Origin of the sequence: Denitrobaculum tricleocarpae (genome assembly GCF_007004665.1) — a bacterium.
Classification (GTDB): domain Bacteria; phylum Pseudomonadota; class Alphaproteobacteria; order Kiloniellales; family Kiloniellaceae; genus Denitrobaculum; species Denitrobaculum tricleocarpae.
In genome coordinates, this window is the sequence record NZ_ML660053.1 from 183112 (window position 1) to 198409 (window position 15298).

Here is a 15298-nt window from a genome sequence, read left to right on the forward strand (position 1 = left end):
GAGGGCACAATATGCGTTTAAAGTTCCTCACTCTCATCGCGGCAGCATCGCTGCTGGGTGCTTGTGCAAGCGACACTGAAGAAACAAGTGGTGGTCAAGGTAGCGGAGCTGCTGCACCGACGACGAGTAGCTCTGCTGGAGCTACTCAGGAATCCGCTATTCAGGGTCCGACTCCTGGTACCCAGGAGCATCTGACTGTGAATGTCGGTGACCGTGTTTTCTTTGATACCGACAAGAGTGACCTGACGGCAGACAGCCGTGAAGTGCTCGAGAAGGTCGCTGTCTGGATGAACAGCTATCCAGTCGCAACCGTCACTATCGAAGGTCACGCCGATGAGCGCGGGACACGTGAATACAACTTGGCCCTCGGTGAGCGCCGGGCGAACTCGGTAAGCGATTACCTTGCTGCGCTGGGTGTGAACCCGAACCGGCTGCAGACCGTCAGCTTCGGTAAAGAGCAGCCTGCTGTTCTTGGTTCGAACGAAGAAGCCTGGGCCCAGAACCGCCGCGGCGTGTTCAAGGTCAACTGAGCTTCGGGTCTGTCCGATTGGTTTCGCCCGCCTCCGAATTCTAAATCCGGGGGCGGGCGTTGCTATTTCTGCGGACGCGTTTAAGCGTGGATGACGAAGCGCCATATTTCTGACAAGAAATTTGGCTCTAAGTGGTGATCGCTTCGGGATGCTGTTCCGGGACTGCGTAAGCGTGGGATGCAACAGCCGTCAGCGGGTTGACCCGGGACTTTTGGCCAATGCGAGCTGTCAGAAATGTGACCGCAGGCCTTTATGATCGGCACAGCTCTTTTGTGCGAAGACGTGATACCGCAAACAGGCCGAGCTGTTGGCGACAGGCTCGTCAGTTGATCCCGTCGCAAGAAAACCTGTCTCACATACACTGAGTCCTGCCATTCGGAAGTCTTCTGATCAGGACGGATGAGAAACATGAAACTCTTCAACGATCGTTTTTCGAAATCAGGCAGTCAGAGTTCTCTGAGTCAATCCCTGCGGCGTGTCGCCGTTGCAGCAGCCCTGATGGGCGGTGTTGCGGTTGCATCAATGGCCCCGGGGATCACACCCCTTGCCGCGCAGGACTCTTTGAATGCGCAGGTCGAACGCCTGCAGCGGGAGCTGACGGCGTTGCAGCGGCAGGTGTATCGCGGCGAAGCGCCCCCTGCGGGTGCGGCCGCTGCCGCGACGGGGGGCGATTTGTCGGGGACGCAGGCGGCGCGAATCGAGTTGCGCTTGTCACAGTTCGAATCCGAGCTGCGGTCTTTGACGGGGCAGGTAGAGCAGTTCGGATTTAAGATCAATCAGGTGGGCAAGCGGCTCGACAGTCTCGTCGCTGACGTCGACCTCAGACTTCAGAATCTTGAGCAGCGCGTCGATGGCGGCGCGGCTGTTTCCGATAATTCCGGCGCGGTGGGTGCTGGCACGGGCGCGGCGTCCGCTGGCGGAGCACCGGCATCGCAGACCGGTGGCGCGCCCGGAACACTCGGCGTGATCAATCAGGGCGACCTGCAGCAGTTTCAGAATAACCAGGGTTCCGGTGGCACCGCGCAGGCCGGAGCTGCCGGCGGCGCCGCACAAACCGCGGCCGCGGGAGCTCTGCCTGGCGGCACGCCACAAGAGCAATACAGTTACGCTTTCAGCCTTCTGCGACAGGCCCAATACAATGAGGCGGAGCAGGCGTTGCGTGTCTTCGTCGAACAGAATCCCGAAGACCCGCTGGCAGGAAATGCCAAGTACTGGCTTGGCGAAACCTATTATGTGCGTGGCGACTATCAGCAGTCCGCGGTGATCTTTGCCGAGGCCTACCAGCAGTATCCGAACAATACGAAGGCACCGGACAACCTGCTGAAGCTGGGCATGTCTCTAGGGGCTCTTGGCAACACGGCAGATGCCTGCGGAACCTTTGCCGAGCTGCTCAAACGCTACCCCCAGGCACCTGCGACGGTTCAGCGCCGGACCCAGCAGGAGCAGGAGCGCTATTCCTGCTCTTGAGTTGCACGTTTTCGAGACGATGCCGGAGGGCGGTTCGTTTCTAACGTCTGCAGATTGAAGTCTGTGCGCTGCCGGAGGTGATGACTTCCAGGCGGTTTCATAGCCCGGTCGTCGGGTTGTCGGGACCGTGTTCTTGAAGCGGTCCTCGGTTCAGGTTTTCCTTTGACCAGCGAGTTGCGGGGCGAAGATGTCCAGCTCAGATGCGAGACCCGTTACCCAAATTGAATTCGCGGCTCTCATGGAGCGGCTCGGCCCATTTGAATCGAATCCCGAGGTTGCGGTCGCGGTCTCGGGCGGCACCGATTCGATGGCGGCGGCCCTGCTGGTTCATGAATGGGCGCGCCGTCGCGGTGGCTGTACCATCGGCCTCGTCGTGGATCATGGTCTTCGCGACGAGTCAGCTGACGAAGCGGCCCTTGTAGCGCAGCGCCTGTCCACGCTGGGTATCAAGTCTCTCGTCCTTCAATGGCGCGGCGAAAAGCCAAACGCCAATGTTCAGGCGGAAGCGCGGCAGGCCCGTTATCAGCTTCTCTCGGATTATTGCGCGCAACACGGCATTCTGCATCTGGTCTTGGGGCACCACCGCGACGATCAGGCCGAGACCTTTATGATGCGCTTGTCACGGGGCAGCGGACTCTACGGTCTGGCAGCCATGTCAGCTGTAAAGGAGCAGGCCGATTGCAGGATCCTCCGTCCCCTACTGACGCTTCCCAAGGGCCGCCTGCTCGAGACGGTCAAGGCGCGCGGCGCTGAAGGGGTGGACGACCCGTCAAACGAGAACCGCAAGTATGCCCGGACCCGCTTTCGCGACCTGCTGACCTTGCTTGCCGCTGAGGGGCTGTCCGCATCCAGGCTGGTCGAGACGTCCCGCCGTTTGGGGTGTGCCCGCAGTACCACCGAAGCGGCGGTTGCATCGGCGCTCGCCCGGGCGGTCTCGCTCCACCGAAGCGGTATTGCGTTTCTGGAGCCCCAGATGCTCGGGACCTTGCCGAGCGACGTTGCCTTGCGCTGTCTTGCCAGAACACTCTTGACAGTCTCTGGCAGCGATTACGGGCCAAGGATGGAGCGCCTTGAGAGCCTTCTCGAGAAGATCCTGGGAGGCCTGATCTCGGGTGCAACCTTGTCCGGGTGCCGTTTGGTGCCCTGGCGGCGGGTTTTGGTGATTTGCCGCGAGAACAGGCCTCTTCCCCAAATCCCACTCGTCGCCGGTCGTCTGACTCGCTGGGATGACCGTTTTGACGTGCTGCTGGCGCAGAATTTAAAAATGCCTGCCGGGCAATTTACGATCGGTGCACTCGGGCCGGAGGGTTGGGCTCAAATCCGCAAGGAGATCGATCCGATAGCGTCAGGGTTTCCGCCACTTGCAGGCGAGGCAGCCATCGCTATCAGGAACGCCGGAGAGATCTTGATGGTACCCCATTTAGGATACTTGAAAAAGGAGGTATCTCCCGAAATGATTGTAAAATGCCGGTTCCGGCCAGGAAATTCCCTTGCCGGAGTCGCCTTTACGGTTGCTTAGGCGGGGAAGCCTATTATCTTTTACCTAAGATATGCCACCGGAACCCCCCGGTACGTGCAAAGAATTCGACCGAGTGGAAGGCACACACAGTGAATTTCAGCCGCAATGCAGCGCTTTGGATCGTCATCGTTCTGCTCTTGATCATCCTGTTCAACGTTTTTCAGGGCTCTTCGACGAGAGGCCCGCAGGAAACCCTCGTATTTTCCGAGTTCGTCGACCTGGTTGAATCAGGCGACGTGGTCGAAGTTAAGATTCAAGGGCAGCACATCACCGGACAGAGCAGGCAAGGCGGTGCCTTCGAAACCTATGCGCCCGATGATCCCAATCTCGTGGAGCGTTTGCAGACAGCCGGTGTGCGAATAGATGCGGCGCCAGTGGATGAATCCAATCCACTGCTGCAAATTCTTATTTCGTGGTTCCCGATGCTTCTCCTGATCGGTGTGTGGATTTTCTTCATGCGCCAGATGCAGGGTGGCAGCGGAAAGGCGATGGGCTTCGGCAAGAGCAAAGCGCGTCTGCTGACTGAAAAGCAGGGGCGCGTCACTTTCGACGATGTTGCCGGCATTGACGAAGCCAAGGTTGAACTGGAAGAAGTTGTCGACTTCCTGCGTGACCCGCAGAAATTCCAGCGGCTCGGCGGCAAGATTCCCAAGGGGTGTTTGCTCGTCGGACCGCCGGGAACGGGTAAGACGCTTTTGGCTCGTGCGATTGCAGGCGAGGCGAACGTGCCTTTCTTCACCATCTCCGGCTCCGACTTTGTCGAGATGTTCGTTGGCGTGGGTGCGAGCCGCGTTCGCGACATGTTCGAGCAGGGTAAAAAGAACGCACCCTGCATTATCTTCATCGATGAAATCGACGCTGTTGGCCGGCATCGTGGCGCAGGCCTCGGCGGCGGCAATGATGAACGCGAGCAGACCCTCAACCAGTTGCTGGTCGAGATGGATGGTTTTGAAGCCAACGAGGGCGTGATCCTGATCGCTGCGACAAACCGTCCGGACGTTCTGGACCCTGCGCTGCTGCGTCCTGGCCGTTTCGACCGTCAGATCGTCGTGCCGAACCCGGATATCATGGGCCGCGAGAAGATTTTGAAGGTGCATATGCGTAAAGTGCCGCTGGCACCAGACGTAGAGCCCCGGACCATCGCTCGTGGCACGCCGGGCTTCTCCGGCGCAGATCTTGCCAACCTGATCAATGAGGCTGCATTGCTGGCCGCACGTGCGGGAAAGCGTGTGGTGACGATGGAGGACTTCGAGAAGGCGCGCGATAAAGTCATGATGGGCGCCGAGCGCCGCTCCATGGTAATGACCGAGGACGAGAAGAAGATGACTGCCTATCACGAGGCCGGTCATGCGATTGTCGGTCTGAACGTGCCTGGTAACGACCCTCTGCACAAAGTCACGATTATCCCGCGCGGCCGTGCGTTGGGTGTGACCATGAACCTTCCCGAGCGCGACCGCTTGAGCTTCAAGTTCGTGGAAATGAAAGCTAAGCTTGCACTCCTCTTTGGCGGACGCATGGCGGAAGAGTTGATCTACGGGATCGAAAACGTTTCGTCCGGTGCAAGTAACGACATCCAGCAGGCAACAAATCTTGCCCGCGCAATGGTGACCGAGTGGGGCATGAGCGATAAGCTCGGCCGCTTGCGCTACGTCGATAACCAGGAAGAGGTTTTCCTCGGCCATTCGGTATCCCGCAGTCAGACGATTTCGAATGACACCGCAAAGCTGATCGACGAGGAAATCCGCCGTCTCATTGAGGACGCGGAGACCAAAGCCCGTGAAATCCTGAGCAACAACCTGGATGGGTTGCACGCTGTAACAAAGGGTCTGTTGGATTACGAGACCCTGAGTGGACAGGAAGTCGAGGCGATCCTGCGCGGAGAGTCGATCGATCGTGGCGATGAGGCTGACAGCAGCGGTCCGACAACGGGAGGTCGTTCGTCGGTGCCGACAAGCGGCAAGCCAGCGAGCGACTCCGGTGACACCGCGGGCGGCGGCTTCGAGCCTGAGCCGCAGCCTGGGAGTTAAAGCCAGGAAGCTGACGTCAAGGAGCCAGGCATACAAAGGCTCGATGTTGGTTTCTGTCATTGCGTATTGAGACAAGCCCTGCCAAAACGGCGGGGTTTGTTGAGTCTGGTGCTTGGCCCATCTCGGTGGAGCGCTGAGCTCCCAAATCACCCTCTCGTTCCATGATGCCGAGACGATGCCCCGAAGACTTTATCTCTGTCCCCTCGCGCCAGTTGCGTCATCCGATACCGGCGGATCGCAAAAGAGCCTCGCCGGTTCCGGGCGTTTCTTTGCGCAGTGTGAGGTGAACCTGCGCAGCGGTGATGAGCAGTCTTTTACGAAAGTCCTTCCCCTCGATGAACTCGCAGGCTGGCTCGCGGCACAATCTGCCGACAGTGGCGGGCTTTCAGCGCAGATGGAACTCGCGCTCACAGGTCTGACAAGTCCCCGAAAACCCTTCGCAGATTTACCGATGGACCGGCCGCAAGTGATGGGGATCGTAAACGTCACGCCGGACAGCTTCTCAGATGGCGGTGACCGCCTCGATGCCGGGAAGGCCATCGATGACGGTCTTGCCATGTGGGAGGCCGGTGCGAGCATTCTGGATGTCGGCGGCGAATCAACCCGGCCCGGCGCCGAACCCGTGTCCGAGGCTGCGGAGATTGAGCGCGTTGTTCCCGTGATTCGCGGGCTGAGCGATGCCGGCGCGCGCGTTTCTGTTGACACACGCCATGCAGCCGTTATGCGCGCAGCGATCGATGCTGGGGCTCAGATCGTGAACGATGTCACCGCGCTGGAGAGCGATCCCGAGAGCCTCGGCGTTGTCGCCGAATCGGGCATGCCTGTTGTTCTGATGCACATGCAGGGTGATCCGCGCACGATGCAAAAGAATCCGGACTACGCCGACGTTGTATTCGATGTTTTCGACTATCTGAAACGGCGCGTTGAAATTTGCCTTGATGCCGGCATTGCCCGTGACGCGATCGCCGTCGACGTGGGGATTGGCTTCGGCAAAACTCTCGAACACAATCTCAGATTGCTCGATGCTCTTGCAATGTTTCATTCAATTGGTACGCCGCTGTTGCTCGGCCTGAGCCGCAAGAGTTTTATTGCAAAGCTCTCAAATGGCGAGGCACCCAAGGAGCGGCTCGCCGGATCACTCGCCGGAGTCGCGGCAGGACTGGCGCGCGGAGTCCAAATCTTCCGGGTTCACGACGTCGCGGAAACCCTGCAGATGATTGCCGTTTGGCAGGCAATCGAAGAATCGTCGTAAATTAAACTGAATTTTAGTCGTACGCGGCATAAAACGAAATACAGACAACTGGATTGTATTCCCGGTGATTTTTGAGCATCTATAGAAAGAAATACTAATTCGAACACTCGCCTGAGAGCTGTTTTTTGCCCAGTGTGTCGATGATAGTCCGAACGATTGCTTCCTGCTTTGCGACCGTTGAGGTAGGAATGGCACATTGGTTAAGATTAGTGTGCAAATGGAATAGAGTATGACTCGCAGCTTGTTTGGTACGGATGGAATTCGCGGGACTGCGAATGTTGAACCGATTACCGCGGAGACGGTTCTGGCAGTCGCGAAGGCTGCCGCTGCACAGTTCAGGCGCGGCGATCATCGCCATGTGGTCGTGATCGGTAAGGACACGCGCCTGTCAGGCTATATGCTGGAGTTCGCGCTGACGGCCGGCTTCACTTCCATGGGTATGGAAGTTGTGTTGCTGGGCCCGCTGCCGACACCTGCTGTGGGCATGCTGACACGTTCGATGCGCGCGGATCTCGGCGTGATGATCTCGGCCTCGCATAACCCATACCAGGACAATGGCATAAAGCTCTTTGGCCCTGACGGTTTCAAGCTCTCCGACGAGGTTGAGCGTGCGATCGAAGCCCGTATCGCCGAGGGCGGTACGGCGGCTCCGCTCGCCCCGCCGGACAAGCTTGGCCGCACCCAGCGTATGGAAGATGCGCTTGGCCGCTACATCGAATTCGTCAAGAACACCTTCCCGCGGCCCCTGCGTTTGGATGGTCTCAAGATCGTCGTGGATTGCGCCAATGGTGCCGCCTATCGCGTGGCCCCCAAGGTGCTCTATGAACTCGGCGCGGAGGTCATCCCGATTGCGGTCTCGCCGGATGGCTTCAACATCAACCGAAACTGCGGCGCGACCGTTCCCAGTAATATGCAGGAAGCCGTGGTTGCCCATGGCGCGCATCTCGGTATGGCGCTCGACGGTGACGCCGACCGGGTGATCCTGGCGGACGAGCAGGGACGCGTGGTTGACGGTGATCAGGTCATGGCCCTGGTGGCCCGCTCCTGGAACCAGTCGGGCCTGCTCGACAAAAACGGGGTCGTGGCGACGGTAATGTCCAACCTCGGGCTGGAGCGCTATCTCGACAGCATCGGGATCGAGCTGATCCGCACGCCCGTCGGCGACCGCTCCGTCGTCGAGCGGATGCGCAGCGACGGTTACAATGTCGGTGGCGAGCAGTCGGGCCACATCGTTCTGAGCCGCTATACGACGACCGGCGACGGTTTGATCGCCGGCCTGCAGGTGCTGGCTGCACTGGTGCAGGATGGGCGCCCGGCCAGCGAAGTGCTCCAGGTTTTCGAGCCGCTGCCGCAGTTGCTGCGCAATGTGCGTCTGCAGGTTTCAAGCAGCCTTGATCAGGTGCTGTCGCTGGACATGGTCCAGCACGCTATTCAAAACGGTGAGCGGACGCTTGGCGAGAGTGGTCGCCTGTTGATCCGAAAATCCGGAACTGAGCCGCTTATTCGTGTAATGGCCGAGGGGGAAGACGAGACGCTGATCGACAGAGTTGTCGGCGATATCGTCTCGACCATTCAGGAAGCCGCGGCATAGAAATAGAATTATGATGTGAGAGGGGACGTGTTGTGACGGCACGCATTTTAATCGTAGCCGGATCCGACTCAAGTGGAGGGGCTGGAATCCAGGCTGATACAAAGACCGTGACCGCGCTCGGTGGTTACGCGGCGACGGCTATCACAGCCCTGACCGCGCAAAACACGCTTGGCGTGTCGGGGGTCGTTGGCGTCGAACCTGCCTTCATTCAACAGCAGATGCGTGCCGTGATTGACGATATCGGTATCGATGTCATCAAGACCGGGATGCTCCACAATGCCGAGGTCATCGATGCGGTCTCCGACATTATTGACGAGCTTGATCCATCGATCCCGATCGTCGTTGATCCTGTCATGGTCTCCCAATCCGGGAGCAGCCTTTTGGACCCCAACTCCGTTCAGACCCTGACCCGGCGTCTGTCGCTGCGGGCAACCGTTATGACCCCGAACATTCCTGAGGCGGAAAAGCTGACCGGGATGACTATCCGGGATATCGACGGCATGCTGCAGGCCGCAGCCATGCTGCATACGATTGGCCCGAAAGCCGTATTGCTTAAAGGCGGTCACATGCAGGGTGGATCGAGTGTCACCGACATTCTTGCGAGTGAAGAAGGCATTGAAACCTTCGAGAGTCCGAGGATCGAAACGCCGCACGTTCACGGAACCGGTTGCACGCTGGCTTCGGCGATTGCGACCAGTCTTGCCCAAGGTATGAGCGTGCGGGCATCTGTGTTGCGGGCGCGCGCCTATCTGTATGAAGCGATCCGGACAAATCCGGGCCTGGGTGGCGGGCAGGGACCGCTCAACCATGGTCACACGGTTGGTAGTTTCGACGCGCCCTAAATCAGATCAGGTTTAGATAGAGTTGCTGAAGGCGATCTATTGGATTGTCGAATCCGTTCTCGTCACACCACGGCCAGGTAGTAGTCCGCCGCTTCGCCGCGCAGGATTTTGTTCAGGGTTTCCAGACCGCTCCTGAGGCTGTGCCGGTTTGTGGGCTGCCCAAAGCAGACCCTGACCGCATGCGGCGTTTCAAGCCGCCCGACGGTAAAGGCTTCGGCTGAGGTGACCGACACACCCTGTTTTGCCGCTGCCGCTGCGAAGTCACCCGTGCGCCAGGGATCCGGCAGATGCAGCCACATAAAAGTGCTGTCGTCTGCGCAGTCTTTGTCCCAGGCCGAGAGAACCTCCATCGCGATGGCCCGGCGCGCACGTCCCTCCCGCCGCCGGTTGGCCAGAATTTCCTCCGAAGTGCCGCTCTCGATCCAGCGCGCGGCTATTTCGGCTGTGAGCGGGGAGGCCATCCAGCAGGTCGCCCGGATGGCGGTGGTCAGACGGTCCGTTGCCGCGCGGGGACCTGCGACATATCCGACCCGCAGTCCGGGTGCGACTGCCTTGGTCAGGCTGGTGACATAATACCCGAGGTCCGGCAGGTACGATGAAATCGGCGCGGGCGGGGCCTCGACAAAGCGGCCGAAAACATCGTCTTCCACGACCGCGACGTTGTATCTCTGGGCGACCTCTGCAATTGCCTCGCGCCGCGCCGTCGACATCGTCTTTGTCGTTGGATTTTGGCAGGTCGGGACGCAGTAGAGCGCCTTGATGTCATTGCTGCGGCAGGCGGCTTCGAAGGCGTCGGGGATGATCCCTTCCGCATCCATGGCCAGACCTTCGATCCGCAGACCCAGAACACGCGATATCGCCTGAATGCCCGGATAGGTGAGGGCCTCGGTCACGATGCGGTCACCCGGCCGGGTGATGGCTGACAGCGCGACCGTCATTCCGTGGTGGGCGCCGGCGGTCAGAACCACGTGTTCGGGATCTACCGATGTCAGGCCGCTTTGTTCGATCCAGCGCGCGCCGGCAATCCGATGACGCCAGGACCCGCCCTGCGGCTGATAACCGAAGTTCGATGCGGTCTGCGGATCCTGCGCCAGATTCGTCAGGATCTCGGGGATATAATTCTCCTCCCGGCCCGGGGGCGGGAATGCAAAGTTCATGTGAACCGTATCTTCGTCCTCCTGCTCTTTGTTGGAGAGGACGTGGTTGATCGCTGCATTGGCCATGCTGCGAACATAGGTCCCGCGGCCGACTTCACCCGATGTCAGTCCGCGCCGCTCCGCCTCGGCATAAGCACGACTGACGGTGCCCACCGTCACGCCAAGCCGCCAGGCCAGGTCCCTGTGGGTCGGGAGCCGGTCGCCGGCCTTCAGACGTCCCGCGGCCATGTCATCTGATAACGCGTCGGCCAACGCCAGGTAGCGGGGGCCGCTGCGATTTTCGATATCTGGTTCCCAATTTGTCATGGTGACAATAATTGCATTGACCGAATATAAACGCAACAATTAAATACAATTTGTAAATCGGGGGTCAAATTGTATCGATTTATCGGAGAGAGACATGAGTACAATATTATCGCGTGACGGGCAGCTGTCCTTGTCGTCTTTGCCAAGGATGCTGTTTGGCGGGTCCTTTCGGGTTATTAATCACTCTCGCAGTGGCCTGCTTGAAACCTTGATTCAGCGGGCGGTGCAGCGGCGCCAGTTGCGCGAGCTCGATGACAGCCAGTTGGAGGATATCGGGGTTTCGCGGGCCGAAGCGCACCGGGAAGCCGTGAAGCCCTTCTGGCGCAAGTAATAGGATTGTACCCTCTATCAGATACAATCCTTGAGATTGTAACACCAGGCGTTCTTGGTTCGGATGCAAGCCGAAGTCTGTCTGGCTGCGGTCGCAGACTGATTGTGTGTAACAAACGTTCTATCTGCTGATGTTGAACAGATCATGTTGAGGAGCGCCGGAATGGCTCAGGAAATTTCTCTTTATCAGGTTGATGCCTTCACCAGCGAGGTGTTCGGCGGCAACCCGGCGGCCATCTGTCCTCTGGAGGCCTGGCTTGACGACGCGCTTCTGCAATCGATTGCGGCCGAGAACAATCTGTCGGAAACCGCATTTTTCGTCCGTGACGGCGACGACTTCCATCTGCGCTGGTTTACGCCCGGCGCCGAAGTGGACCTTTGTGGTCACGCGACCTTGGCCACAAGTTACGTGATTTCGACCTATTTGGAACCGGGGCGTGATTTGATCGGATTTCAGTCCAAAAGCGGCCGTCTTGAGGTGACGCGGAATGGCGATCTCTACACACTCGATTTTCCGGTCCTGAAGAGCGAGGTGGTGGAATGCCCTCAGTTGCTGCGCGACGCGTTGAAGATCGAAGTTGTCGGGACTCTGGATGGGATGGACATGATTGCGCTCGTCAGGGATGCGGCGGCGGTGCGGGATCTGAAACCGGATATCGGCAGGATCGCGGAGCTTGACACCCGCGGCCTGATTGTCACGGCACGGGGCGATGACTGCGATTTCGTCTCGCGCTTCTTCGCGCCCAAACAAGGTGTTCCGGAAGATCCCGTAACCGGTTCGGCTCATTGCCTGCTGGCACCGCTGTGGGCTGAGAAGCTTGGCAAGACGAAGATGACGGCACGGCAGCTCTCAGCCCGGGGCGGGGAGTTGATCGTCGAATTGAAAGGCGACCGTGTTTTGATTTCGGGCCGCGCCGCGCCTTACATGATCGGCACGATCACTGTGTGATAACCCGCTAGAATGGCCAGACCACCAGGATGAGCGGCACGGCGACCGACACGATCAGGATGTCGAGCGGCAGGCCCATGCGCCAGTAATCGCCGAATTTGTAACCGCCGGGCCCCATCACCAGCAGGTTCGACTGATGTCCGATCGGGGTGAGGTAGGTCGACGAGGCGCCGACCGCGACGGCCATAAGGAAAGGGTCGATGCTGACATCGAGTCCATGACCGATCGCGATGCCGATCGGAGCCATGAGAACGGCGGTGGCCGCATTGTTCATGATGTCGGATATCAGCATGGTGACAATCATCAGCAGGGCGAGCACGGCCCAAAGTGGCACCTGATGCGCCAGTGTCAGGATAGGGCCGGCGATCACCATCGTGCCGCCGGTGGATTCCAGCGCGCTTCCGATGGGAATCATGGCGCCCAGCAGTACGATGACCGACCAGTCGATCGACTCGTAGAGTTCTCGCAAACTCACCTGCTGAAGAATTACCAGAGCCACTGCCGCGGCGACGAAGGCGATCTGGGCAGGGACAGTGCCCGAGACGACGAGGGCAATTGCCGAGCCGAAAATCAAGGCGGGAACCGGCGAACCCTTTGGGCGGCCAAGACCTATTTCGCGCTGCGCAAGCGGCAGGCAGCCAAGATTGGTCAGAGCATCCTGCATCGACGCACGTTCGCCCTGCAGAAGCAAAACGTCGCCGGCGCGGAAGCGGACCTGGCCCAGCCTCTCACCGACGGCCCGGCCCTGGCGGGCGACTCCGAGCAGATTTACGCCATAGCGCGTGTGCAGGCGCATCCCCTGTGCGGTTCTGGCTTCAAGACGCGAGCCGGGCACGATGACCGCCTCCATCAGCCCGACCCGTTCGGAGCGCAGGTGCTCCGTCTCCACCTCGGCGCTGCCCTCGACTTCCAGCTCCGCCTTTTCCGCGATGCGTTCCAGCGTGGCTGTATCGGCTTCGACCACCAAAATGTCCTCGGCCTGAAGCCGGAGGAAACCGGAGGGCGCGAGCATTCGGTCGTCGCGCCGGATCAGAGCCACCACCACCAAATCGCCCTGGCCCAGGGCCTCCAGATCGACGAGACGGCGTCCGACGAAGCGCGATCCATTGTGGACCCGCAACTCGGTCATGTAGTCCTCCAGCATGAAGCGGGCTTGCGGGTCGGTCACATCGCCACGCCTTGGCAAGAGGCGCCAGCCGATCAGCGCGATAAAAACAACGCCGACGACAGCGACGCCCAATCCGACCGGCGCAAAGTCGAACATGGCGAAGGTGGTGCCGGTGGCCTCTGCCCGGACACTGGCAATGATGATATTGGGTGGGGTTCCGATCAATGTGATCAGACCGCCCAGCAGCGATCCGAAGCTCAAAGGCATAAGGAATCGACTGACCGGACGTCTTGTTTCCTTCGCACTGCGGATCGCGACCGGCAGCATCAGGGCGAGGGCGCCGACGTTATTCATGAAGGCCGAGCAGGCGGCGGCGGTCCCGCTCATGGCCAGGACGTGAAGCGACGTGCTCTTGGTCGCCGGTTCAAGGAACCTGGAAATGGTTTCGACGATCTGGGATTTCCGGAGGGCCCGCGAAAGCACCAGAATGGCCGCCACAGTGACGACTGCCGGGTGGCCAAAGCCGCTGAAGGCATGGTCCGTGGCGACGACTCCGGAGGCAACGGAGGCAAGAAGCAGAAGGACTGCGACAACATCATAGCGCAGCCGGCCCCACGCAAACATCACGAGGCCTGCGGCAACGATAGCGAAAAGGAAGTACTGCTCCATAGTCATGGATTGACTGCGCGCTCTCCTTGGCTGGCCTTGTGTGAATTCGGTTCCGGCATTTTCGAGACTCGCGAATTTGGTCGTTTATCTGACTTTTTATCACTTATAGAGAGTGGGAACTTTAGCCTGCTTTTTCCCCGCGCCGCCAGTCTTTGGCAAAGTGGCGCCTGCATTGACGCACTGCAACATGATCTCTAGTATCCGCGACACTTTACGGGGCGTTTGCGACAGAAGCGATGCCTTTTCTCCACTGCTCAGAACGAGGAGATGACTCAAATGGCGTTGATGACGCCGGCCGTCCGGCCCAGTAATCCAAGGTTTTCCTCCGGTCCTTGTGCGAAGCGTCCCGGCTGGTCGCTCGACGCACTTTCTGGCGCGAGCCTGGGCCGATCTCATCGTTCCAAAGATGGGAAAGCCAAGCTGGGTGAAGTCATCGAACGCTCCCGCAGCATTCTGGGCATTCCCTCGGACTATCGCATCGGGATCGTGCCCGCGTCGGACACGGGTGCGGTCGAGATGGCGATGTGGTCGCTTTTGGGGGCCCGTGGCGTCGACATGCTGGCCTGGGAAAGCTTCGGCAAAGGCTGGATCACCGATGTCGCGAAGCAGCTCAAGCTGGAAGATGTACGCTGCCTTGAAGCCGATTACGGCGAGATCGTCGATCTCGCGCAGGTCGATTGTGATCGCGATGTTGTCTTTACCTGGAACGGAACCACTTCCGGAGCACGGGTGCCGAACGGCGATTGGATCCCCGCGGACCGGGCCGGCCTGACTATCTGCGACGCGACCTCGGCTGTTTTCGCGATGGATCTGCCTTTCAAGAAGCTGGATGTCATCACCTGGTCCTGGCAAAAAGTACTGGGCGGCGAGGGAGCGCATGGCATGATCGTGCTGAGCCCGCGTGCCGTCGAGAGGCTCGAGAGTTACACTCCTTCCTGGCCTCTGCCTAAGATCTTCCGCCTGACCAAAGGCGGTAAGCTGATCGAAGGAGTGTTCAAGGGCGAGACCATCAATACGCCTTCCATGCTCTGTGTCGAGGACGCTCTGGACTCCTTGCGCTGGGCGGAATCGGTCGGTGGACTGACAGGACTGATGGCACGTTCGGAAGCCAACCTGGAGGCCGTATCCGAATGGGTCGGTGACAGCGATTGGGTTGATTTCCTGGTCAGTGACCCGGCGATCCGTTCCGCGACGTCTATCTGCCTTAAGTTCGTCGATCCCTGGTTTCAGTCTCTCAGCACGGACGAGCAGGCAGCGATTGCGAAGGCGGTTGCCAAGCAGGTCGAGGATGCCGATGCCGGATACGATCTCGGGGGTTACCGGGACGCGCCGCCGGGCCTGCGCCTCTGGGGCGGTTCCACGGTCGAGCTTGCCGACATGCAAGCGCTTTTGCCCTGGCTGGACTGGGCCTTCGAACAGGTGAAGTCCCAGAAAGCAGCGGCTTAGAGCCGGATCGGGAGTCCAGCCTCCGTACCCCACATCTTTCACGCGAGGAGAAGTGACTTTAGGATTGAGTCACTCCTCTGCGCGGCACCCATTGAGGTCATTCTA

The 15298-nt window shown here is 59.6% G+C and carries 12 protein-coding genes; 10 read left to right on the plus strand and 2 right to left on the minus strand.

What is annotated here, in order from left to right; genetic code table 11:
• The first annotated feature begins 11 nt into the window (after positions 1-11).
• The 7 genes from pal (at position 12) to thiD (ending at position 9228) form a co-directional block, all read left to right on the plus strand.
• Positions 12-530 carry a peptidoglycan-associated lipoprotein Pal gene (gene pal, locus FKG95_RS05715; protein ID WP_142895374.1) on the plus strand — a complete coding sequence of 173 codons (519 nt, stop codon included), beginning with the start codon at positions 12-14 and terminating at the stop codon, positions 528-530.
• A 408-nt stretch (positions 531-938) separates the two neighbouring features.
• On the plus strand, positions 939-1997 hold the full coding sequence (ybgF, locus tag FKG95_RS05720; protein WP_179953944.1) for a tol-pal system protein YbgF: 1059 nt from the start codon (positions 939-941) through the stop codon (positions 1995-1997).
• Positions 1998-2184: 187 nt separating this feature from the next.
• On the plus strand, positions 2185-3516 hold the full coding sequence (tilS, locus tag FKG95_RS05725; RefSeq protein WP_142895376.1) for a tRNA lysidine(34) synthetase TilS: 1332 nt from the start codon (positions 2185-2187) through the stop codon (positions 3514-3516).
• An 89-nt stretch (positions 3517-3605) separates the two neighbouring features.
• Entirely contained in the window at positions 3606-5543 is a 1938-nt protein-coding gene (gene ftsH / locus FKG95_RS05730) for an ATP-dependent zinc metalloprotease FtsH (protein WP_218940080.1), read from the plus strand.
• 175 nt (positions 5544-5718) lie between these two features.
• Positions 5719-6795 (plus strand): dihydropteroate synthase, encoded by a 1077-nt coding sequence (gene folP / locus FKG95_RS05735; RefSeq protein ID WP_142895378.1) that lies wholly within the window; start codon positions 5719-5721, stop codon positions 6793-6795.
• Between the two features lie 229 nt (positions 6796-7024).
• A complete protein-coding gene (gene glmM / locus FKG95_RS05740; RefSeq protein ID WP_142895379.1) occupies positions 7025-8386 on the plus strand; it encodes a phosphoglucosamine mutase in 1362 nt (453 codons plus the stop codon).
• A 32-nt stretch (positions 8387-8418) separates the two neighbouring features.
• Positions 8419-9228 carry a bifunctional hydroxymethylpyrimidine kinase/phosphomethylpyrimidine kinase gene (gene thiD / locus FKG95_RS05745; RefSeq protein ID WP_142895380.1) on the plus strand — a complete coding sequence of 270 codons (810 nt, stop codon included), beginning with the start codon at positions 8419-8421 and terminating at the stop codon, positions 9226-9228.
• Positions 9229-9290: 62 nt separating this feature from the next.
• Here thiD and ehuR read toward each other — a convergent pair whose 3' ends face one another.
• Complete coding sequence (ehuR, locus tag FKG95_RS05750) at positions 9291-10691, minus strand: MocR-like ectoine utilization transcription factor EhuR (RefSeq protein WP_142895381.1); 1401 nt, start codon at positions 10689-10691, stop codon at positions 9291-9293.
• Positions 10692-10785: 94 nt separating this feature from the next.
• Here ehuR and FKG95_RS05755 point away from each other — a divergent pair, with 94 nt between their 5' ends.
• Together FKG95_RS05755 and FKG95_RS05760 are read left to right on the plus strand one after the other, a co-directional pair.
• Positions 10786-11022: a DUF1127 domain-containing protein gene (locus FKG95_RS05755; RefSeq protein ID WP_246116701.1), complete on the plus strand. Its 237-nt coding sequence runs from the start codon at positions 10786-10788 to the stop codon at positions 11020-11022.
• Between the two features lie 162 nt (positions 11023-11184).
• On the plus strand, positions 11185-11970 hold the full coding sequence (locus FKG95_RS05760; protein WP_142895382.1) for a PhzF family phenazine biosynthesis protein: 786 nt from the start codon (positions 11185-11187) through the stop codon (positions 11968-11970).
• A gap of 7 nt (positions 11971-11977) precedes the next feature.
• Here FKG95_RS05760 and FKG95_RS05765 read toward each other — a convergent pair whose 3' ends face one another.
• Positions 11978-13753: an SLC13 family permease gene (locus tag FKG95_RS05765; RefSeq protein WP_142895383.1), complete on the minus strand. Its 1776-nt coding sequence runs from the start codon at positions 13751-13753 to the stop codon at positions 11978-11980.
• Positions 13754-14032: 279 nt separating this feature from the next.
• Here FKG95_RS05765 and FKG95_RS05770 point away from each other — a divergent pair, with 279 nt between their 5' ends.
• Positions 14033-15193 carry a phosphoserine transaminase gene (locus FKG95_RS05770; protein WP_142895972.1) on the plus strand — a complete coding sequence of 387 codons (1161 nt, stop codon included), beginning with the start codon at positions 14033-14035 and terminating at the stop codon, positions 15191-15193.
• Positions 15194-15298 lie beyond the last annotated feature (105 nt).